Here is a 20,847-nt window from a genome sequence, read left to right as displayed (position 1 = left end):
GGGCATGCTCAACGCACCTTGATGTAATCACCTGCCACGCTGATGCCGGCGCCGCCGTAGTTCTGGCAGCCCTCAGCGAACACCTCCAGCACACGCAGCTCGATACCTTCACGCAGCAGTTGTACCGCGCAGTCGTCGCCGATACCGGAATCCTTCAGACGCATCTGTACCGTATCGCCCACCAACCTGCCATCTAACTCACCAAGGGCGGCTGGGCCGTATTCCTCTATCCGCGCACTGGCTCGCAACGGCAAGAAGCTGGCGCGATAGCCGCCCGTCGGGTCGGCACTGATATGCAACTCGCTCCACACAGCCTGGCCGCCGTAGCGCAGATAGCGCCCTACCGGGCTGGCAGCCAGTGCCTGGTAATCCAGCGCTTCAGCCACCTTGGTCAGATGCAGACGCGTCGAAGAACCGCTGAGGTTATTGTCCAGCGCCACCCCTAGCCAGGCACGCGCCATCCCCGCATCGCCAGCGCGCAGATGGGTCAGGATGAGATTGTTCAGCGCCAGTTCGAACTGTGCCGTATCGCTACCTTCGGCACGTCGTAACTGACGCTCGAATGCCTCGATGGCCTGCTTATAACGCCCAGCCTGGTAGGCCGCACTGCCGACTTGGTTGCATTGCACCGCGCTGGCACATTCTTCGGTCGCCTGCGCGGTAACGATGAGCCCCAGCGCCAGGGTCGGCAGCAGATGTTTCGAACGGATAGGCATGGATAGCATCCTTGCAACGAAAAATGGCGAGTTTAGTTCGAATCTTGCATCTCCAGGGCTCGCTGGTCTTACTCTCACAAGCCTTACACGTACTCGGAGCGACAATGGAAGCCGGAACTGCACACCTGACGATGACCGTCCTGATGACACCGGACATGGCCAACTTCTCCGGCAATGTCCACGGCGGCACCTTGCTGAAATACCTCGATGAAGTGGCCTACGCCTGCGCCAGCCGTTATGCCGGCTGCTATGTGGTGACCCTGTCGGTGGATCAGGTGATGTTCCGCGAGCCGGTGCACGTCGGCGAACTGGTCACCTTTCTCGCCTCGGTCAACCACACCGGTCGCACCTCGATGGAGATCGGCATCAAGGTGATCACCGAGAACATCCGCGAGCGCTCGGTACGCCACACCAACAGCTGCTTCTTCACCATGGTCGCAGTGGATGACCAGGGCCGCCCGGTGCCGGTGCCGGAACTGCAACCCGACACCCCTGACGGCCTGCGACGCCAGCGCCAGGCCAAGCAGCGCCGGCAGATTCGCGAGGAGCTGCAGCAGCGTTATCGGGCGTTGAGCGAGGAAAAAGCCTGACCACAGAGACAGTATTACAGGGCACTGGCAGAATGCCGTAATCGTCCTGCCAGTCGGCCTGGGTCATGGAAACGCTCTACTTCTCCCCTCTGTTGCTGGGCATCAATCTGATGCTCGGTAGCGCGATCGCCAGCACCGCCCTGTGGCACTTCGCGCGCCCCTATCGCGGCCCGGGCGTGTGGATGAGCGGCGCCTGGCTGCTCAACCTCGGCATCTGGCTGTTCATGGGCTACATGGCCAGTGGCAGCCCGTGGCTGAACATCGCCGGCAATGCCCTGCAACTGGCCGGCGAAGCCTTGCTGATGGTCGGCGTGTTCCGCTTCCTGGGGCTGCCGCCGCCGTGGTGGACGGTACCGGTCAGCGCCGGTGCGATGAGCCTGGTGATGAGCTGGCACTGGTTCGTGGCACCGATCAACACCGAGTTCGTCGTCACCCTCTATGCGCTGATCGGCGGGCTGCTGCCAATCCAGGCCTGCCGCGCCCTGTGGGTCGCCCGTGAGGAGCCGGAACTGCGCGGCGTACGCCGTTTCGTCGCCCTGGCCTTCGCCGGTTTCGCCCTGATTACCCTGCTGCGCGCCCTGCTCGGTCTGATCGATGGTTTGCAGGGCATCGAGCACGTCGACGTGACCCGCTCGGTGCCCTACCTGCTGCCTTACAACTTCGGCATCCCGCTGTGGGTGATCGGCCTGGTCGGCCTGGCGCTGATGACCATGCGCCGCATCCTGATCGACAGCCGCCGCCACGCCGCGCAAGCCGAGAACAGCGCCGAGCGTTTCGAACGGCTGATGCGCATCACCCAGGCCGGCGTGGCGGTGCTGGAGCGTGGCCGTATCGTAGATGCCAACCCGATGCTGGAGACGCTGTTCGCCCGCTCTCGCGAGCATCTGCTCGGCGCGGAGCTGCACAGCCTTTTCGTATCCGCCGAGCAGAGGCGTATCGAAGAGCTGCTGGGCCGTGCCGACGGCCAGCCGCACGACCTCGAAGCCCTGCGTGACGCCGTACCCTTCGCAGCCGAAATCAGCATCGCCCAGTTGCGTGAGGACGGCCGACAGGTCGCCGAGATCCGTGATGTCAGCCGGCGCAAGGCGCTGGAGCAACAGTTGCTGCACCTGGCCACCACCGACCCACTGACCGAGGCATTGAACCGCCGCGCGTTCGAAGAGCGTGCCGGCCAGGCGCTACAGCGCAGCCAACGGCAGAACCTTCCGCTATGCCTGGCGATGCTCGATCTGGATCACTTCAAACAGGTCAACGACCGCCACGGCCATACCACCGGCGACGCGGTGCTGCGTGAATTCAGCCAGCTCTGCCGGGAGCAGGCGCGCGCGACCGACCTGTTCGCCCGTATCGGCGGGGAGGAGTTCGTTCTGCTTCTACCCGACAGCGATCTGCAGGCCGCCGCCCAAGGCCTGGAGCGCCTGCGCACGAACCTGGCCGAGCGCAATCTGCAGGGACTGCACATCAGTGTCAGCATCGGCCTGGCCGAGCGGCGCCCTGGCGAAACCCTGGAGCAATTGCAGCAACGCGCCGACACGGCGCTCTACGCCGCCAAGGCCGCCGGCCGTGATCGCCTGATGCGGGCGACCTGAGCCGGCACGCGTCACACCCTCAATCGTGACCGATGTAGAACAGCAGTTCACGGCGCTGCGGATGATCCTTGAGCCAGGCGCGGATCTCGTCGGCGCGGGCGATGGCCTCTGCGCCGGCGATGCGGCTGAAGCGCTCGCGCCGCGCCTCTTCGCTGGCCTGTTGACGTACCTGGCGCTGCCAGGCTTCGGTAAAGATCGCCGGCATCTTGTGGCTCAATTCCAGCGCCTTGAGCAGTTGCCATTCGCCGCTGTCGAGCCAGGCTTCGTCGCAAGTACCGCAGAGGTCGAGACGGTTGGCGCGGGTGCCGCTGATCTGGAACTTGCTCATTAGCTTGGCGCACTTGGGGCAGCTCAGCGCGTGGCTGGTTTCACCGGTTTCGGCCTGGGCGACCAGCTCGGCAGGCGCCTCGGCAGCCGGCTGACGTTCGGCCCAGTCGCGGTAATGCAGCAGGCTGACCAGCGTGCCCGAGCACTGCGGGCAGCCATGGCCAAGCAGGCCATCTTCGAGTTTGGCCGGTTGCAGGCGAGCGGTACGGCAGGCGGGGCAATGCATGAGGCTGACATCCTTTTCAGAGTTGGGTGGGCGAACGCTAGTGCACAGCCGACGCACGGGCAAGTGGCTATGCTGAGAACTGCGAGGTAGATAGGCTAAGCTCTGCCTCCCGGAGCCGGAGTCACCATGATCAACCTGTTCGATGTCTTCCTGCTGATGCTGTTCGCCGCCGCCTGCGCCTGGCTGTGGCGCGGCCATGGCATTCGTGAGCGGGCGCTGGCGGCGGCCAAGCAGCATTGCGCCAGGCTCAATGTGGAATTGCTCGATGGCGCCGTGGCGCTGCGCCGCCTGGCCATCCAGCGCGATGCCAAGGGCCATCGGCGCCTGGCGCGACTCTACGACTTCGAGTTCACCGTCACCGGCGAGCAGCGCCTGCGCGGGCATATCTGCATGTTCGGCCCGCATGTAGGCCGCATCGAGCTGGAGCCTCACCCGGTGCTGGAGCCGCAACCCGAACCGGTGTCGGTGCAGACTCGCGACAATGTGATCCGTCTGGAAGACTGGCGGCGCAAGGCGTAACCCGCGCGGGTGGCGGGTTGCACCCGCCCTACTCGCTTAGCTGCGCTGCAGCAGGAAGTCCGCGACCCGCGCCGCGCTGTCGGCCGGCTGCTCCTGCATGAAACAGTGCCCACCCGGCACCGCCTGACTGCGCACATGTGCGTTACTCGCACACCACCGCGCCACAGAACGGGCGACGAAGGGATAGGTGGTCGTGCCGTAAATCACCTCGGTGGGCGTCACGACCTTGGCCAGCGACGGCCACAAGCGACGCGGGAAGGAGCCGAAGATATCCGCCTCACGGCTAGGCCGGCACTTGAGCTCGACACCCTCCTCGACATCCTTCAGCGCGTGCTTGATATAGGCGTCGAACGCGGCTTCGTCCCAGCCCCGGAACATGCCGCGACCATGCAGCGCAGCATGTGCACTGGCGCGATCCGGCCACTGTCGGCGACGCTTCTGGGCCCGCTTGGCGAGGCCGGTACGCTGCGCCAAGCCAACCACGTCGGACAGCGCCATGACTCCGATCATCGCCGGGCCAAACAGCACCGGGTCGAGCAGTACGGCGCGGCGGAACAGCTCGGGATGGCGCGCCAGGATCAGGCTGGTGAGCACCCCACCGAAACTGTGGCCCAGGGCAAAACGCGGCACCTCACCGAATGGCCCGCGCAGGGCCTCGAAAGCCTCTACCGCCAGCTCGGCGCTACGATTCCAGCCATGAAAGCGGCCGCCATGGTCACTGTCGCCGTGGCCCTGCACGTCGCACAGCCAGAGGTCGAAGTCCTCGGCCAACCGCGCCAGCATTGGCGTGTAGACGCGCCCGCAATAGCCGTTGCCGTGCAGAAAATGCAGCAGCGGCTTGCCCGAGGGCGGCGTATGCCAGCCGCGCAGGGTGAAACCGGCAGAGGTGTCGTGAGACCAGGGCAACAATTGCATGAGGGTTATCCACAGCGAGGAACGCTGGCGAGTGTATCAGCCAGCCGGGGCGATTCGGCAGGCAGCGAAGGCCGCACCGAGGGCTTCGGCGTCCTGCGCCTGGTCGAAGATCAGTTCCAGCCGCGAGTCCTTGCGCCACTCGCTGGCGCTCCAATCCTGGCGGGCTTGTCCACACAGCGCATTGAGCGAACGCCAGCCTTCGACACCATGCAGCACGGCCTTGGCCCGGCGCCAGGCCAGGCTCTGCAACCACCGCTCCACCCGAGCCAGGTCGAAGCACTGGCTCGGGTGCCAGCGCCAACCGATGCTCCAGCCTTCTGCCTGGGCCTGCACCTGGCAGATCGGCTCGGCGGCGTTGCGCCAGATCTGCGCCAGGACTGGCGCAGTTGTGGATAACTCGACCGCCCCCTGTGCGGGCAAAGCCGGCGCGCTCAGCCCCGGCAGCAAGGCCAGGTCGAGCCGCCCCTGTTCCGTCCAGTACAACGGCACGGATGGCAGATCCCCGGCAATCCGCGCTAGCGTCTCGGCGTCCAGCCCGGCGCTCTTGTTCAACAGCAGCAGGCCGGCCTCGTCCAGTGCCTGTTGCTGTACCTCAGGCAACGGCTCGCCCGCCGCCAACGCGGCAGCATTCAGTACCAGCACGGCCGGTTGCACGGCCAATACGCCGCGCCAGGGCGGCTGACGCAACTGCGCCAGCAGCTGTGCCGGATGGCCCAGACCGGACGGTTCGATCAGCAGGCGGTCGGGCCGCGTCTTGCGCAGCAGACGACCGAGGCCGACCTGAAACGGCGCACCGTTGACGCAACACAGGCAGCCGCCGGCCACCTCGGCCAGGGCGATGCCATCGTCATCCTGCTCGAGCAGGGCCGCGTCCAGGCCGATCTGGCCGAATTCGTTGATCAGCACCGCCCAGCGTTCGTGCGCGGGCTTCTGCGCCAACAGATGGCGGATCAGACTGGTCTTGCCGGCGCCCAACGGGCCGGCGATCAGGTGGGTGGGGATTTGACTGAGCATGGCACTATGGTCGGCGCTTCACTGCACAGACTGCAACGGGCAGGCATGCTAGATTCGCCGGCAATTTTTGATGGAGCTCGTACGATGCGTGCATGGCTGTTGCTGTTCTCCGTGCTGCCAGGCCTGGCCTTGGCCGAGGCCTGTGTGGTGCGCAGCCACGCCGAGCGTCTGGACGTAAAGGTCTGCCAGCAGAACCACAATATCCCCACCACGCTGTTTCGCGAAGGTTTCTGCCAACCGCAATTGCAGGGACAGAAGGTCGAGGTGGAGTTCGTCGAACAGTGCCCGACCGGCGCCTTTGGCGTGTGCCAGGATGCCCATGTCGGCAGCGGTCTGTACCGACAGGATATCCACTACTACGGCGTGGCCGGCGATGCCGTTTATCTGCAGCCAGCCTGCACCGGCCAGTATCAGGGTAAATGGATCAAGCCCTGAGCCACTTCGTGTAACCCGCCATTCCCGGCCTGGCGGGTTGCACCCGCCCTACGTGGCAACCCTGACATCAAAGCGTCACCAAACGAGCGCCTAATGAATGCGGGTACCTCACACCCCTAGTGTCGAGACACGTATCGACATGATCTCTTGGTGCTTAAGGCCGGGGCAGTTGCTCCGGCCTATTTTTTTCACCTCAGCCTGTGGCCTTAAGCCAACCAATCCAGCGTCAGCAGCAAACGTCGCTGCCCGGCGGGCGGTTGCGGCGAACGATGGATCAGCCCACACCCCTCGTTACCCAGCCATTTCTCGCCCTTGGCCAACGCGACATGGCCGCTATCAAGACGCTGGATCAACGCTTCGTCCTGCGGCTCTGCACCCGGCTGGCCGAGCTTGCTGCGCGGCATCACGCCCTCCTCCAGCCAGTCGCTGCCGACACCGGCATAGCTGGTGATCAGCCGCAGCGGCACGTGGTCGACGTGAAAACGCGGGCACATGGCCTTGTCCAGCGCACGCAAACGCAGGCCGATGCGTTGGGCGTCGAGCAGGCAGGCATAGGCGCGCACCAGCCAGGCCACGTCAGCGAGAAAGGCCGCCTGGCCCGGCAGGTCGGCGTACTGAGCCACCAGGCCGGTGAGATTCGGCTCGCTGTCCGCATGCGGCAGTTCCAGGGTGAGGGATTGCGCCAGCGGTTCGCCCTGCGCCAGTAACGCTTCGGCGAAGTCGGCGATCTGCGCCGGCAGGCGGCGCTGCCAGACGGCCAGGTTGACGCCGTCGTGCAGCACCTCGCCAAGCACCTGAATGTCCTCGCCCAGCACCTGGCGCGGTGCGGGCGGCAGTTTAAGGGCGAACATCAGGCCGCCTCCTCCTGCTGCCAGGAACCGAAGGGGTCGGCGAGCAGGCGCCAGGCTTCAGGGCCGCCGGCCATCTCCGCATCGCTGAGCAGGCAGTCATCCAGCTCACGCACCAGTCGCGGGAAGTCGATGTTCTGGCCAATGAACACCAGCTCCTGGCGGCAATCGCCGACTTCAGCGCTCCAGTGCTGCATGATCGTCTGCAGACCTTCCTCGTCCTGCGGCCAGTGCTGCTTGGGCACGAAACGCCACCAGCGCCCGGCCAGACCATGGCGCATCAGCCCGCCAGCCTGCGACCAACTGCCGGCCTCCTGATACTTGCTGGCCAGCCAGAAGAAGCCCTTGGAGCGCAGCAAGCGGCCATTCGTCCACTCCTGCGACAGGAAGTCGAAGAAGCGCTGCGGATGGAACGGCCGACGTGCCCGATAGGCGCTGGAGGCGATGCCGTACTCCTCGGTTTCCGGCACGTGCTCGCCGCGCAGCTCCTTGAGCCAGCCCGGCGCCTGCGAGGCACGGTCGAAGTCGAAGCGGCCGGTGTCGAGGATCTTGTCCAAAGCGATCTGGCCCATGCTCATGGCCTGGATGTCGGCGTGGGTATTGAGGCCGCGCAGAATGGCCATCAGCTCCTCGCGCTCGGCCTGGCTGATCAGGTCGATCTTGCTGATGAGGATGACATCAGCGAACTCCACCTGCTCGATCAGCAGGTCGGTGATCGAGCGCTCGTCCTCCTCGCCGAGGGTTTCGCCACGGCTGGCCAGGCTGTCGGCGGCATGAAAATCGCGCAGGAAATTCACCCCGTCGACCACCGTGACCATGGTGTCGAGGCGCGCCAGGTCGGACAGGCTGCGGCCCTGCTCGTCGCGGAAGGTGAAGGTCTCGGCCACCGGCAGCGGCTCGCTGATGCCGGTGGATTCGATCAGCAGGTAATCGAAACGGCCATCGCTGGCCAGGCGCGCGACTTCCTCGAGTAGGTCTTCGCGCAGGGTGCAGCAGATGCAGCCGTTGCTCATCTCCACCAGCTTTTCTTCGGCGCGGTTGAGACTGACGTCGCGCTGCACTTCGCTGCCGTCGATGTTGATTTCGCTCATGTCGTTGACGATCACCGCGACCTTGAGTCCGTCGCGGTTCTTCAGCACATGGTTGAGCAGGGTGCTCTTGCCGGCGCCGAGAAAGCCGGACAGCACGGTTACGGGTAGACGCGGGTTCATGGGTATTCCTCGTTCAGTCACGGTGACGCTGATGTTTTTCGCGCTGCTCCTGCCGCTCCTTGGCTTCGATGCACAGGGTCGCGGTGGGGCGCAGCAAGAGGCGTTTAAGGCCAATGGGTTCGCCGGTTTCGGCGCACCAGCCGTATTCGCCACGCGCCAGGCGTTCGAGCGCCTGGTCGATCTTGTCCAGCAGCTTCTTTTCCCGCTCCAGCAGGCGCAGTTGCCACTGGCGCTGCTCCTCGGCGGCACCGATATCGGCGACGTCGCTGCTGGTATCGGGCTGGCGCAGCTCGGTGAATTCATCGTCGATGCGCGCCTGCAACTCGGCACGCTGGGCCAGCAGCAGCGCGCGGAAGAATTGCTGCTGGGTGTCGTTCATGTACGCGTCGGCCGGCTGGGCCAGCAGCTCGGCTTGGGTCAGTACGGTCATCGGGATCATGGCAAATCGGCTGGCTTGTTTTAATTGTTATAACATAACATTAAAGTCTGCAACCAACCCACGGATTTGCGATGAACGATCTTCCCCTGCCCGATATCGCTGCTCAGCCCACTCATCACGACCTGCCGCTGGACTGGGTCGGCATGGCGGGTATCACCCTGCCCATCCGCCTGGGCGGCGAGGCCGTGACGGCCAGCCTGGATATCGGCGTCAGCCTCGACGACGCCGGCGCACGCGGCATTCACATGTCGCGCCTGTACCTGGCAGCGCAGCGGCTGGCGCATCAGCAATTGAACGTACAGGCCGTGCTGCAGGTGCTGGATGAGTGCCTGGGCAGCCACCAGGCGCTGTCCGACAGCGCCTCCCTCACGCTGCACGGCGAGGTGCCGCTCGAACGCCCGGCGCTGGTCAGCCCGCTCAGTGGCTGGAAGACCTACCCCTTCGAGCTTCGTGCGCGCCAGGACGGACGCGGCGTGAGCATCGAGCTGCAGGTCGAGGTCACCTACTCGTCCACCTGCCCCTGCTCGGCGGCGCTGGCACGGCAGTTGATCCAGCAGCGCTTCATCGATGACTTCCCTGAACGCCAGGCCGATTACATCGAAGTGCTCGACTGGCTCGGCTCGACCCAGGGCATCGTCGCCACCCCGCACAGCCAGCGCAGCACCGCGACGCTAGAAGTGAGACTGACCCAAGATTGCCTCCACCTGCCGCTGCTGGCCCTGATCGACAGCGCCGAACAGGCCCTCGCCACGCCGGTGCAGACGGCAGTTAAGCGCGCCGACGAACAGGCCTTCGCCCTGGCCAACGGGCAGAACCTGATGTTCTGCGAAGACGCCGCACGCCGCCTGCACCGCGCCCTGCGCCAGTTACCGCAGGCCAGTGCCTTCCGCCTGCGGGTCGTCCATGCGGAAAGCCTGCACGCCCACGATGCGGTGGCCGAGAGTCGCTGGAACTGGAGCTGAAGGCCTACCAGCCCCCACCACCGCCACCACCCGCGCCACCGCCTGACGAGCCGCCGCCATGGGATGCGGACGAACTGGAGCCGGAACCACCGCCACCAGAAGGGGAAAAGTCATCGGAGGAGCGCGGCGCCTGCGGCGGCGTCGACGAGCTCATCAGCAGCCGATCCAGATTCCAGGCCAGGCTGTGCGCCGCGCCTGAAGCCATCATCTGCGTGAAGGCCTGCGGCTGATAGTCCACCTCCACCGGCGCCAGGGTGCCCTTGCGCAACTCGTGGGTGAAGCGCTCGGTCCACTGCCGTTCGACGCCCAGCGCCATCGCGTAGGGCAGGTGCCGCTCGTAGTGCGCGATGCTCATGACCGGTGCCTGGCCGGCTTTATCCAGCACATCTTTTTCGGCCAGGCTGAGGTACTCGCGATAGCCTTCCAGTTCGTCGAGCAGACGCCGCCCGGCAATGCTGGGCGCGCGCAGGAGTGTGCGCGCTACCATCACGATGAAGAAGAGAATCAGGCACAGCAGCACGGCCGGGCCGCCCACCTGACTCGCGGCACAGATCGCCAGAACCAGCATGAGGAGCACGAGCAATACGCCCGATCCGGCCAACGACACCCCCCACGTGCCCAACGCGACGCCCACCACCATCAACCAGAATGCATTGCTCGTCGCAGCGGAATCCGCAGGCGTGGTCACCAGCGAGATGAAGCTGGAAACGAAGGCGAAGCACACACCGATCAGCCATTCACCGGTGTGGCGGTTGAAGTTGTTGTGCTCGATGACCTCGAAACTCCGCAGCAAGCCATCCAGCGCCGTAGTCAGGCGCGGTTCATAGCGGTTGCTCAGGGTCAGCGAGCCATCCTCGCTGGCAATGAGCGCGTTGAGCACCCGCCGCTCGTCTTCACGAATGGCATCCCCTGGCGCCTCTGCTCGGGTCAGCAGCAGGCCTTCGGCGTTGCGCTGCAAACGCAGCCAGCCGCGAATGGCCAGGTCGGTAAGCATGATGCTCAGCGCCCGCACCCCACGCGGATCGCCCGCCGGGCCGCGATGCCAGACGTAGCCGGCCATGGCCGGGCTGATACCTCTGGGCAACTCGAACAATGGAATCACCAGCCCTTTGCGTGGGCCTCTGCCGATCGTCCACCACAGATAGAGATAGAACCCGACCAGGCCGACGCACACCAGTAGCGAGAGGATGTCGCGCAGGTTGTCGATGACCAGTCGCAGCAGGTTCTGCCACCAGCTCGGCCGGCTCACCAACCCGGCCGGCCAGGCGGTAGCGACGGTGAAGCCTTCACCCACCTTCAGCTCGCGCGTGGTCACCAGACGCAGGCGATGGCCCTTCTGCTCGACCACCTTATAAGCCCCTTCTCGCGAACCGCGGTAGCCGGTATAGGCATGAGCGGCCTCGATCTGCGCGCCCTCCGGCAGCAACACCTCGACGCTGGCCTGGCGAATCGGTAGCCGCCAGTCGTTGCCGGTGATGTTCCAGTAGAGCTCATCGACACGGGCGTGAAACTGCAGCTGCGCATCCATGCGGTAGGTCAGTTCGTAGACATAGGGGCCGGGCTGCAGCCGTACATCGGCACGCCCCAGCCGCAGACGCACGCCGTGCTCCAGCGCCTGCTGGGTGACGCTTTCCGGCTGCCCGTCACGCGTGGCCGAGATCAGCGTCAACGGCGTGCTGCGCAGCAGCCCCTTGCCCAGGCTGTAGCGCGTGGGGATGTCGCGATAGATACCGCGCGATATCTGCTGCCCTTCGGCGATGACGGCGATGCGCTCGGTCACCAGCACCTCGCCACTGGGCTCGACCTGCAGACGCACGTCATAGCTCTGAATGGCCTCTTCGGCCTGCGCACCGCAGACGCAGAAACAGCACAGCAACAGCAGAATTCGCAGTCTTCCTGACATGACCCTCTCCTTGGCACTCACAATCGCCGGCCGGGCGAATCGAGGCGGCACCCTACTCCGGTCGGCGCGACAGAAAAAGCGAACGCCGCACATCCACGACATTCGTCAGGGGATCGTTACCAACCCCCACCTCCGCCGCCACCACCGCCTCCGCCCGAGGAACCACCACCGGACGAGCCGCCACCGTCCGAAGAACTGCTCGATGGCGGCGAAGAGGCCAAAGCCGTGGCGCTGGCAAGACCAGCAGCCAGCGCACCGCTCAGCGCCTGCGGCGAGCTGTAGCTGCTGCGGCTGTGATACCAGCTCGGTTGATAGTCGCGCTGCGCCGGGTCGATCAGGCCGTTGGCCAGGGCTTCGCTGAAGCGCGCGCTCCACTTGTCCTCCACGCCCAGGGCCATGGCGAAGGGCAAGTGGCGCTCGTACAGGGCAATGCTCATCGCCGGGGCGTCGCCGGCCAGCGCCAGGGCATCGCGCTCGGCCAGTTGCAGATAATTGCGATAGCCTTCCAGCGCGTCGAGCAGGCGCCGCCCTTCCAGGGTCGGCGCTGGCAACAGGTAATAGAACACCACCACCAGCACCACATAAGCGACGACGAGCAACAGCGCCGGAACCGACAACGCCGCAGCCATCATCATCAGCCCCACCGGTACAGGCCAGCCGAACATAAACACCACCAGGTACAACCCCATCTGCTTACCGAAGCTGGGTTGGTGGCGCGCCATGCTGAACACGATCAAAGTCGGCACGCCAAAGCCCAGGCTGAACACCAGACCGGCCAGCCCGGCGGCCCAATCATCGCCACCCTGCCCGCTCAGGAGCACGATGGCGACACAGGCCAGTGCGGCCCACACCAGCCCCCAGGCCCAGATGCCACGATTATTGGCGAACCAGGCCTTGCCCTGCTCGCCCAATTGACTGCTCAGCCCAGCCACCGCGTCCGCCAGACGCGGCTCGTACTGGGTGCCAATGGTCAGTGCGACACCGTCCTTGTTGGCCGGGAACAGGCGTTTGCGCAGGTCGCGGTCAAGCTCGCTCATCTCGCTACCGGCGCCCTGGTCGCGGGCCAAGCTGAAGCCACCGCCGTGCGCTTTGTCCTCGATGTGCAGGTGCTTGCGGATGGCCATGTCGGTGAGCCATACGCTGAAGGCCTGTGCCTCGCCGAAAGCCCCGCGCAGGCCGCGATGCCAGAGGTAGCCGGCCTGCAACGCGCTCATGCCCTGCGGCGCCTCGAACAGCGGGATGATCACGCCCTTCTCCGGGTCGCGGCCGACACGGTTCCAGGCGCGCAGGTAGAACAGCAACAGGCCGATCAGCAAGACGGCACCGATGCCCACGCCGAGATTGTCCAGCAGCGCGCGGCTGGCGTTCTCCAGCATGCCAGGCCGTGGCACCAGTCCAGCCTGCCAGTCCACCGCCACGGTCAGGCCGTGATAGGCCGGCAGCACAGCGGTCGTAGCTAGACGGAGGACATCATCGCGCTGTTCGAGTCTCTGGAAATCCTTGCCCTGGTCGCCTTGGGCGCCGGTGTAAGCGGCCCATTGACCGATCCGCGCACCTGACGGCAGGCGTACTTCGACCGAAGCCTGGCGGATGGGGAACACCCAGCCGTTGCCGGTGACGTTCCAGTACAGCTCGTCCGTCTCGGCGTGATGCAGCAAGGCACGCTCGACCCGATAGCGCAGCTCGTAGCGATGACGCCCTGGCTCCAGCAGTACGTCCGGAGAACCGAGATAGAAACGTATCCAGGCGCCGTTACGCTCACGACGAACCGACTCGGGCCGGCCATCGCGGGTCACGCCCAGCAGGCTGATCGGGCTGCTTTGCTCCAGCCCCATCGGCAATGCATAGCCAACCGGCAAATCGCGGTAGATGCCGCGTCGAATGTCCCGACCCTCGGCGCGCACGGTAATGCGCTCAGTCACCAGTAAATTACCGTCGGCCTCGACCTGCAGGCTCACGGCGAAATCCTCGATGGCCTCCTGCGCCGAGACCAGTGCGGGCAACAGGCAGGCAATCAGCAACAGGCCGCGCAACCATCCTTGCATGCTCAAAACTCCATCTTCGGCGATTGGCCGTCACGCGGATCATCCAGCGCGAAGTAGTCGGCCTGAGTGAAGGCGAACAGACGTGCAACCAGGTTGCTCGGCACCGACTCGACCAGTACGTTCAACTCACGCACCGCCCCATTGTAGTAACGCCGCGCCATCTGTATGTGGTTCTCGACCTCGCTGATGTTTGTCTGCAACCCGCGAAACTGCTCGTCGGTCTTGAGTTCGGGATAGGCCTCGACCAGGGCGAACAACTGGCGCAACTGGCTACCCAGTTGCGCTTCGACCGGCGCGCGCTCGCCCAGCGGCGAGTCGGCCAGTTGCACGGCGCGCATACGCTCCTGCACCAGCGCCTCGAGTGTGCTCTGTTCGTAAGTCATGTACTGGCGTACGCACTCCACCAGAGCCGGAATCAGGCTGGAGCGGCGCTTGAGCTGCACATCGATGCCGCTGGCGGCTTCGGCCACACGATGACGATTGAACACCAGGCGGTTGTAGTAGAAGACCGTCGCGCCGCCGAGCAATAACAGCGCGCCCACGCCCCACCAGAATCCCCAATGCTGCATACACCCTCCTTGTTTAGTCTGTTATGACAGCCATTGTCCTCATCGCGACACGCTGGGACGACATCCGATTGTTATGCCCGTATCCTCTAGTGCCAGCCTGCCAGCGAGGTTCCAGATGCAGATCGAGCTGATCGAAATCCGCGATCACCTGAATCGCTTCGCCCCTTTCGACAACCTGCCCGAGCAGACCCTCGATGAGATCGCCCGTCAGGTACAGGTGGGCTATTTCAAGGCCGGCAGCGAGATTCTTGCCGCTGGCGCGCCGATTCACGAGCTGCACTATGTACGCAGTGGCGCGGTGGAAACCCATCGGCGTGGCGGGGAACTGCACAACCGTCTGACCGAAGGCGATATCTTCGGTCAGGCCGGCCTGCTGCGCGGCAACAAGGTGCGTCTGGGCGCCCGCGCACTGGAAGATAGCCTGATCTACTTCATCCCTGGGCCGCTGTTTCAGCAGCTCTGCGACCAGTTCGACAGTTTCGCCGATTTCGTCGAGGCCGAAGGTCAATCGCGCCTCAAGTCGGCCCTGGAAGACAGCCACGGCAAGGCCAGCGAGCTGATGAAGATCAAGGTGCGCAAACTGATCAGCCGCTCGCCGGTCAGCGTGCCGCTGGACATGCCCGTGCAGCAGGTGGCCAAGGTGATGAGCGAGCAGAGCGTGTCCTCGGTGATCATCGTCAATCCCGCCCGGCGCTGGCCCAACCCCGCGCAGGTGCAGGTGGCCGATCAGCAGAATCAGGTGATGGCCGGTATTCTCACCGACCGCGACCTGCGCACCCGCGTGCTGGCCGAAGGGCTGCCCGGCGACACGCCGGTGAGCCAGGTGATGACCCCAGGACCGGTCACCGTGCAGGCCGACGAATCGGTGTTCGAGGCCATGCTGTGCATGCTGCGCAACAACATCCACCACCTGCCCGTGCTGCAGCGCCGCCGCCCGGTGGGCATGATCTCGCTGGCCGACGTGATTCGCTACGAGTCGCGCAGCAGCCTCTATCTGGTCAACAGCATCTTCAACAAGACGTCGGTGGAAGGCCTCAAGAGCCTGCTGCCGGATCTGCACGCCACCTTCGTGCGCATGGTCGCCGACGACGCCAGCGCACACATGGTCAGCCGCGCCATGAGCAGCATCGGCCGCGCCTTCACCCGCCGGCTGCTGATTCTCGCCGAGGAAAAGCTCGGGCCGCCGCCGGTGCCCTACTGCTTCATGATCGCCGGCTCGATGGCACGTGACGAACAGTTGCTGCTCACCGACCAGGACAACGCCCTGGTGCTCGACGACAGCTTCAACCCGGAGCTGCATGACCCCTACTTCGCCGAAATGGCCCAGTTCGTCAGCAACGGCCTGTCCGCCTGCGGCTACGCCTATTGCAAGGGTGGGATCATGGCCAGCAACCCGAAATGGCGCCAGCCGCTGAAGGTGTGGCGGCAGTACTTCAGCGAGTGGATCGAGCGACCCAACCCGGAAACCCTGCTCAACAGCAGCATTTTCTTCGACCTCGACGGGGTCTACGGCAAGACTGCGCTGGTGGAGAACCTCAAGGAAATGCTGGCGGAAAAGGCCAGCGCCACGCCGGCCTTCCTCGCCGCGCTGGCGCGCAACGCGCTCAACCGCACGCCACCGCTGGGCTTCTTCCGTACCTTCGTGATGGAAACCGATGGCCGCCAGAAGAACATCATCAACCTCAAGGGCCGTGGCACCGCGCCGCTGACCGACCTGATCCGCGTGCATGCCCTGGCCTGTGGCTCCAAGGCGCAGAACTCGCTGGAGCGTCTCGACGCCATCGCCGCCACCAAGCTGCTGCCTCAGGAGGCGCTGGACCATCTGCGCTACGCCTACGAGTTCCTCAGCCTGGTGCGCATCCGCCACCAGGCACGCGAAGTAGAAGCCGGCAACCCGCCCGACAATTACGTCGAGCCGGAAAAATTCAGCTCCAGCGAACGCCACCACCTCAAGGAAGCCTTCCAGGTGGTGAGCAATGCGCAGAAATTCCTGCGCTTCCGTTACCCGGCCCAGCCACTGCCGCGTCCACAATGACGGCGTACCAGAACCAGGACTGGCCGCAACGTTTCGCCGAGCTTGCCGCCAGCAGCCAGGACGAGCGTTTGCGTGCCTATTACGCCGCCGGCTGCATCGCCGCCGATACGCCACTGGCCGACGTACCGCTGGTAGCGCTGGACGTGGAGACCACCGGCCTCGACCCGCACCAGCACGCCATCGTCAGCCTCGGCCTGGTGCCAATGGATCTGCAACGCATCCGTTGCGCCGAGGCGCGTTACTGGGTGGTCAAACCCACCCGCGAGCTAAGCGCCGAATCGGTCACCTTCCACCACATCACCCACTCCGACATCCGCCATGCCCCGCGCCTGGCCCATGTACTGGATGAACTGCTCGAAGCCCTGGCCGGCAAGGTGGTGGTGGCGCACTACCGCAACATCGAGCGCAACTTCCTCGACCAGGCGCTGCGCCAGCACCTGGGCGAAGGCCTGCTCTTCCCGATCATCGACACCATGGAGCTGGAAGCACGGGTACACCCCAAACGCAGCGTCAGTTGGTGGGATCGCCTGCGCGGCCGCAAGCGCATCTCCATCCGCCTGGCCGACAGCCGCCTGCGCTATGGCCTGCCGCTGTATTCTGCACACCACGCCCTGACCGACGCTCTGGCCTGTGGTGAGCTGCTGCAGGCGCAGGTGGCGACGCATTACCCAGCGCATACGCCTGTGGGGGCGGTTTGGAGCTGACCTGCCGCACTCTGCAGGAGCGGATTTATCCGCGAAGCTTTTGGCTTTTGCTTTCCTCTCCAGCCTGGGGAGGAGAACGAAAGAGACTATTCAGGAAAGGACTCTGGAACAGACCATGCTTAGCAGACCAGAACGGCACAGCCCCCATTTCAGGAGTTTCATCCCTGCTCTCGTAGCGTTACTCAGCCTCGGTGGCTGTGTCGGTCTGCAGACCCACATGCCAAAAAGCCAAACGAAACCCGCGACCGATGGTTACCGCCTCGACGGCACCCAGCATTTCTGGAGCCAGAGCGAGCATCCGGTAAATGGCACTTTAACGCTGAGTTCCGAGTACGAATGGTGTGGCGCCGTGCTGTGGGCAATAGCCCCGCTGCCTTTGATGCTGCCCGTTTGCAAAAGCTACAGCCGGGTCAATTTCGCCGACGGCAAGCCCACCACAAATGAGTCGCGAGGGGTGGCATTCAGCAGTTTCCATAGCTGCGGGCCAGGCGTATTGCTGGCTACCGGCATCATGCACGGCAGAACAGCTTCGTTTTGTGCAGCGGAGTAGCAGTTCTGCCAGTAGCAGCGTGTAGGGCGGATAACGCGAAGCTTATCCACCACAAAGCGGTTGGCGAGGTGCAGCTAACCCCGCAAAATGCCTCGCGACAGAAGCGAAATGCCGCCCAGCCACTCCGACAGGGCTCAGCAAGTAGCCTTGCTCTACCCATCCTACGGCCTGCGCGTGGATATCATCGACGCGGGACAACGCAGGCATACCCCCATGAATCGCCGCAAAAAGATCAAGCAACTGCTCGAAGCCCATGCCAAGAAGGCCAATGCCAAGCTTGCGCCCAAAAGCAACAAACCCAAGTACATCAGCAAAGCTGACAGGGCGAAGCTGGAGGCTGAAGCGGCTCAAGAGCCTCTCGCGCCCGCCGAGTAAAAGTCGGATAGATGGATGATGCTCACGATGTGCGTGGGCAGCATCGCAAAGCCAAGAGCATCGCGGCTAAAGCCGCTCCCACAGAGCAGGATGGCGCTAACCCAGCACTCTGTCTGCCGTATATACCGCCTCGTCGAGGAAGACGTTGACCGCCGGATGATCGCGCTCGCCCTTGCGGTAGGCGAGGAACACGCCGCGCTGGATGTCCGGCAGCAGCGGTACGGCGATGACGCCGGGCAGCGGGCGCACCAGGCGCAGGCCGGAGACGATGGAGATGGAGTTGCCTGAAGCGACCATCGCCGCGACCATCTCGAAGCCGGCGCAGTGGGCATTGATACGCGGTGCATAGCCGGAGCGACGGCACAGATTGGTGATGAATTCTCCGAACGAGCTGCCGCTGGAATCCAGCGCCCAGGCTTCGTCTCGCAGATCGGCGACGGTCAAACTGTCACGCCTGGCCAGGGCATGGTCGATGGGCAGCAGCACGTGCAGCAAGTCCTGGGTCAGGGGCAGCAGCGCATAGTGCTCGCGGTTCTCGTCCAGAGTCACGGCCAGGTCGTCGATCACCGCCACGTCGATCTGCCAGGAGCCCAGGGCACTGAGGCTTTCCTGCGGTTCCAGATCCAGCACCACCACATTCAATCGAGGGTAAGCACTGCGTAGCGCGCGCACGGTTTCCGCGATCACCGCCACGGCAATCGAGGGGAACGCCGCCACCCGCAGCTCACCCGCGATCTCGCCACGCAACAGCGCCAGCTCCGAACGCGCTTCGTCCAGCACCGTGAGGATGCGCTCGGCATGCGCCACCAGGCGCTCGCCGGCCGGGGTCAGCACCACGCCACGCCCGCGTCGCTCGATCAATGCCACGTCGACTTCGCGTTCGAGCTGGGCGACCTGCTGCGACACCGCCGAGGGCGTCAGGTGCAGCGACTCGGCAGCCGCCGCCATGGTGCGGCAGCGGGCCAGTTCGCGCAGGGTTCGCAGGCGGATGATGTCCATGACGCAATCTCAATAGTTAAGCGACGCTAACGAATACGTTAAAAATAAATCAGTATACATAATGATAGGGCCGTTCTTAGATAGGGCATCCACACGCGCGTAACCGGGCGCGTGTTCAATCAATCGACCAGAAGAACTCCGCCATGGCTATCAGCGTTTTCGACCTGTTCAAAGTGGGTATCGGCCCGTCCAGCTCCCATACCGTCGGCCCGATGCGCGCCGCCGCGCTGTTCACCCACGCCCTGGAAAACCACGAGCACATGCCCAAGGTGACCCGCGTAGTTGCCGAGCTGTATGGCTCGCTGGGCGCCACCGGCAAAGGCCATGGCAGCGACAAGGCGGTGCTGCTCGGCCTCAGCGGCCATGAGCCGGATACCGTCAACGTTGATCAGGTGCCCGAGTACATCGAGGCCATCCGCCGCGACAAGCGCATCGTCCTGGCCGGCAAACATGCCGTTCCCTTCGACGAGAAAGCCGACCTGAAGATGTTCCGCAAAGCCCTGCCGCTGCACGCCAACGGCCTGCGCTTCGCAGCCTTCGATGCCGCCGGCATCCAGTTGCATGAGGCCACCTACTACTCGGTCGGCGGCGGCTTCGTGGTCAGCGAGGCGGTGCTGGCCGATGGCAGCAAGCAAAAGATCATCGCCCCGGACGCCACCTCCCTGCCGCTGCCCTTCCGCAGCGGCGCCGACCTGCTCAAGCTGACCCGCGAGCACGGTATCGGCATCGCCGAGGTGATGCGCCGCAACGAGCGCCACTGGCGCACTGACGAAGAAACCGACGCCGGCCTGCTGAATATCTGGAAGGTGATGCAGGCCTGCGTGGAGCGCGGCTGCCGCACCGAGGGCATCCTCGCCGGTGGTTTCAAGGTGCGCCGCCGCGCCGCGATCCTGGCGCGCAAGCTGGGCGGTTTCCAGCGCAGCTACATCGAAGACCCGCTGCGCATGCTCGACTGGGTCAACCTCTGGGCCCTGGCAGTGAACGAGGAGAACGCTGCAGGCGGCCGCGTGGTCACCGCACCGACCAACGGCGCTGCCGGCATCGTCCCGGCGGTGCTGCACTACTACGCCAATGCCATCTCTGGCGCCAACGAGCGCGGCATCATCGACTTCCTGCTGACCGCCGGTGCCATCGGCATCCTGTATAAGGAAAACGCCTCGATCAGCGGCGCCGAGGTGGGCTGCCAGGGTGAGGTGGGCGTGGCCTGTTCGATGGCTGCCGGCGCGCTGTGCGCGGTACTGGGCGGCACCCCGGAGCAGGTCGAGAACGCCGCCGAGATCGGCATGGAGCACCACCTGGGTCTTACCTGCGACCCGGTTGGCGGCCTGGTGCAGATTCCCTGCATCGAACGCAACGCCATCGCCTCGGTGAAGGCCATCAACGCCGCGCGCATGGCGCTGTACGGCGACGGCGCGCACTACGTGAGCCTGGACAAGGTGATCAAGACCATGCGCGAGACCGGTGCCGACATGCTGACCAAGTACAAGGAAACCGCGCGCGGTGGCCTGGCGGTGAACATCATCGAGTGCTGATGGCCAGCCATGATTGCTGCTGTGTAATGCCGTTCTTGATGGTTTGAGCACCAGCAGGCTTTCTTGAAAACCCGATGCTAGGTCTCGGCATCGGGTTTTTTGCGTTTTCGTGGCGTTGGTCTTGATACCGGATTGGCAAGTTTGTGTGTTGGGTGGTGGCTTGTTGGGTGTTCTGGACGCCGCTGCTGTGTGTTCAGTGATTCCGGGTTTCGCCCCCTCGGGCGACTCACTTTTCTTTGAAATCGGATTGCCGCCCAGCGCAAAGAAAAGTAAGCAAAAGAAAGCGCACCCCCGCCATCCGGGTCTCGCTTCGCTCGACTTCCCTCACTCCGGCACCGCTCCGG

The 20,847-nt window shown here is 64.6% G+C and carries 21 protein-coding genes; 10 read left to right on the top strand and 11 right to left on the bottom strand.

Annotated features, from left to right (window positions below; genetic code table 11):
* Nucleotides 1-8: 8 nt before the first annotated feature.
* On the bottom strand, nt 9-716 hold the full coding sequence (locus ACODS1_RS19640; protein ID WP_489086982.1) for a tetratricopeptide repeat protein: 708 nt from the start codon (nt 714-716) through the stop codon (nt 9-11).
* Nucleotides 717-820: 104 nt separating this feature from the next.
* Between ACODS1_RS19640 and ACODS1_RS19635 the strand changes: the two genes are divergently transcribed.
* Both ACODS1_RS19635 and ACODS1_RS19630 read left to right on the top strand, forming a co-directional pair.
* Nucleotides 821-1,306, top strand: coding sequence for an acyl-CoA thioesterase (locus ACODS1_RS19635; protein WP_489086981.1), 486 nt, complete (start codon nt 821-823; stop codon nt 1,304-1,306).
* Nucleotides 1,307-1,371: 65 nt separating this feature from the next.
* Nucleotides 1,372-2,895 (top strand): sensor domain-containing diguanylate cyclase, encoded by a 1,524-nt coding sequence (locus ACODS1_RS19630; RefSeq protein WP_489086980.1) that lies wholly within the window; start codon nt 1,372-1,374, stop codon nt 2,893-2,895.
* Between the two features lie 19 nt (nt 2,896-2,914).
* Here ACODS1_RS19630 and ACODS1_RS19625 read toward each other — a convergent pair whose 3' ends face one another.
* Complete coding sequence (locus ACODS1_RS19625; protein WP_489086979.1) at nt 2,915-3,448, bottom strand: TFIIB-type zinc ribbon-containing protein; 534 nt, start codon at nt 3,446-3,448, stop codon at nt 2,915-2,917.
* A gap of 126 nt (nt 3,449-3,574) precedes the next feature.
* On the opposite strand from ACODS1_RS19625, the gene ACODS1_RS19620 reads away from it, so the two are divergent.
* Nucleotides 3,575-3,967: a DUF3301 domain-containing protein gene (locus tag ACODS1_RS19620; RefSeq protein WP_489086978.1), complete on the top strand. Its 393-nt coding sequence runs from the start codon at nt 3,575-3,577 to the stop codon at nt 3,965-3,967.
* A 36-nt stretch (nt 3,968-4,003) separates the two neighbouring features.
* On the opposite strand, the gene ACODS1_RS19615 is transcribed toward ACODS1_RS19620, so the two are convergent.
* Both ACODS1_RS19615 and ACODS1_RS19610 read right to left on the bottom strand, forming a co-directional pair.
* The gene (locus ACODS1_RS19615) at nt 4,004-4,882 is read right to left on the bottom strand and encodes an alpha/beta fold hydrolase (protein ID WP_489086977.1); all 879 of its coding nucleotides are present in this window, start codon (nt 4,880-4,882) and stop codon (nt 4,004-4,006) included.
* 36 nt (nt 4,883-4,918) lie between these two features.
* Nucleotides 4,919-5,896, bottom strand: coding sequence for a CobW family GTP-binding protein (locus tag ACODS1_RS19610; protein ID WP_489086976.1), 978 nt, complete (start codon nt 5,894-5,896; stop codon nt 4,919-4,921).
* Nucleotides 5,897-5,980: 84 nt separating this feature from the next.
* Between ACODS1_RS19610 and ACODS1_RS19605 the strand changes: the two genes are divergently transcribed.
* Nucleotides 5,981-6,331, top strand: a complete 351-nt coding sequence (locus ACODS1_RS19605; protein ID WP_322980106.1) for an NADH:ubiquinone oxidoreductase — start codon at nt 5,981-5,983, stop codon at nt 6,329-6,331.
* 206 nt (nt 6,332-6,537) lie between these two features.
* Here the strand turns inward: ACODS1_RS19605 and ACODS1_RS19600 are convergent, their stop codons facing one another.
* Genes ACODS1_RS19600 through dksA form a run of 3 tightly spaced genes read right to left on the bottom strand, consistent with a single transcriptional unit; the run spans nt 6,538 to nt 8,811 of the window.
* Nucleotides 6,538-7,182, bottom strand: coding sequence for a DUF1826 domain-containing protein (locus ACODS1_RS19600; RefSeq protein ID WP_489086975.1), 645 nt, complete (start codon nt 7,180-7,182; stop codon nt 6,538-6,540).
* On the bottom strand, nt 7,182-8,390 hold the full coding sequence (gene zigA / locus ACODS1_RS19595) for a zinc metallochaperone GTPase ZigA (protein ID WP_489086974.1): 1,209 nt from the start codon (nt 8,388-8,390) through the stop codon (nt 7,182-7,184). Before zigA ends, ACODS1_RS19600 begins: the two co-directional genes overlap by 1 nt.
* A gap of 13 nt (nt 8,391-8,403) precedes the next feature.
* Nucleotides 8,404-8,811, bottom strand: a complete 408-nt coding sequence (dksA, locus tag ACODS1_RS19590; protein ID WP_489087018.1) for an RNA polymerase-binding protein DksA — start codon at nt 8,809-8,811, stop codon at nt 8,404-8,406.
* 89 nt (nt 8,812-8,900) lie between these two features.
* Between dksA and folE2 the strand changes: the two genes are divergently transcribed.
* A complete protein-coding gene (folE2, locus tag ACODS1_RS19585; protein WP_489086973.1) occupies nt 8,901-9,791 on the top strand; it encodes a GTP cyclohydrolase FolE2 in 891 nt (296 codons plus the stop codon).
* 4 nt (nt 9,792-9,795) lie between these two features.
* Here folE2 and ACODS1_RS19580 read toward each other — a convergent pair whose 3' ends face one another.
* The 3 genes from ACODS1_RS19580 to ACODS1_RS19570 all read right to left on the bottom strand — a co-directional run bounded on the left by ACODS1_RS19580 (nt 9,796) and on the right by ACODS1_RS19570 (nt 14,308).
* Nucleotides 9,796-11,694, bottom strand: coding sequence for a DUF2207 domain-containing protein (locus tag ACODS1_RS19580; protein WP_489086972.1), 1,899 nt, complete (start codon nt 11,692-11,694; stop codon nt 9,796-9,798).
* 116 nt (nt 11,695-11,810) lie between these two features.
* Nucleotides 11,811-13,739 (bottom strand): DUF2207 domain-containing protein, encoded by a 1,929-nt coding sequence (locus ACODS1_RS19575; RefSeq protein ID WP_489086971.1) that lies wholly within the window; start codon nt 13,737-13,739, stop codon nt 11,811-11,813.
* A 2-nt stretch (nt 13,740-13,741) separates the two neighbouring features.
* Entirely contained in the window at nt 13,742-14,308 is a 567-nt protein-coding gene (locus ACODS1_RS19570; protein WP_489086970.1) for a LemA family protein, read from the bottom strand.
* 115 nt (nt 14,309-14,423) lie between these two features.
* Here ACODS1_RS19570 and ACODS1_RS19565 point away from each other — a divergent pair, with 115 nt between their 5' ends.
* The 4 genes from ACODS1_RS19565 (at nt 14,424) to ACODS1_RS19550 (ending at nt 17,972) form a co-directional block, all read left to right on the top strand.
* A complete protein-coding gene (locus ACODS1_RS19565; RefSeq protein ID WP_322980098.1) occupies nt 14,424-16,343 on the top strand; it encodes a DUF294 nucleotidyltransferase-like domain-containing protein in 1,920 nt (639 codons plus the stop codon).
* Nucleotides 16,340-17,047: a 3'-5' exonuclease gene (locus tag ACODS1_RS19560; protein WP_489086969.1), complete on the top strand. Its 708-nt coding sequence runs from the start codon at nt 16,340-16,342 to the stop codon at nt 17,045-17,047. Before ACODS1_RS19565 ends, ACODS1_RS19560 begins: the two co-directional genes overlap by 4 nt.
* A 217-nt stretch (nt 17,048-17,264) precedes the next feature.
* On the top strand, nt 17,265-17,597 hold the full coding sequence (locus ACODS1_RS19555; protein WP_489086968.1) for a hypothetical protein: 333 nt from the start codon (nt 17,265-17,267) through the stop codon (nt 17,595-17,597).
* Nucleotides 17,598-17,810: 213 nt separating this feature from the next.
* Nucleotides 17,811-17,972, top strand: coding sequence for a DUF2986 domain-containing protein (locus tag ACODS1_RS19550; RefSeq protein ID WP_279531728.1), 162 nt, complete (start codon nt 17,811-17,813; stop codon nt 17,970-17,972).
* Nucleotides 17,973-18,068: 96 nt separating this feature from the next.
* On the opposite strand, the gene ACODS1_RS19545 is transcribed toward ACODS1_RS19550, so the two are convergent.
* Nucleotides 18,069-18,971: a LysR family transcriptional regulator gene (locus tag ACODS1_RS19545; RefSeq protein WP_489086967.1), complete on the bottom strand. Its 903-nt coding sequence runs from the start codon at nt 18,969-18,971 to the stop codon at nt 18,069-18,071.
* Nucleotides 18,972-19,114: 143 nt separating this feature from the next.
* On the opposite strand from ACODS1_RS19545, the gene ACODS1_RS19540 reads away from it, so the two are divergent.
* Entirely contained in the window at nt 19,115-20,503 is a 1,389-nt protein-coding gene (locus ACODS1_RS19540; RefSeq protein ID WP_489086966.1) for an L-serine ammonia-lyase, read from the top strand.
* The last annotated feature ends 344 nt before the right edge of the window (nt 20,504-20,847 follow it).

The organism is Pseudomonas sp. FG29, from assembly GCF_057809355.1.
Note: the sequence above shows the minus strand (reverse complement) of the source record. Positions and strands in the feature narration are given on the sequence as shown.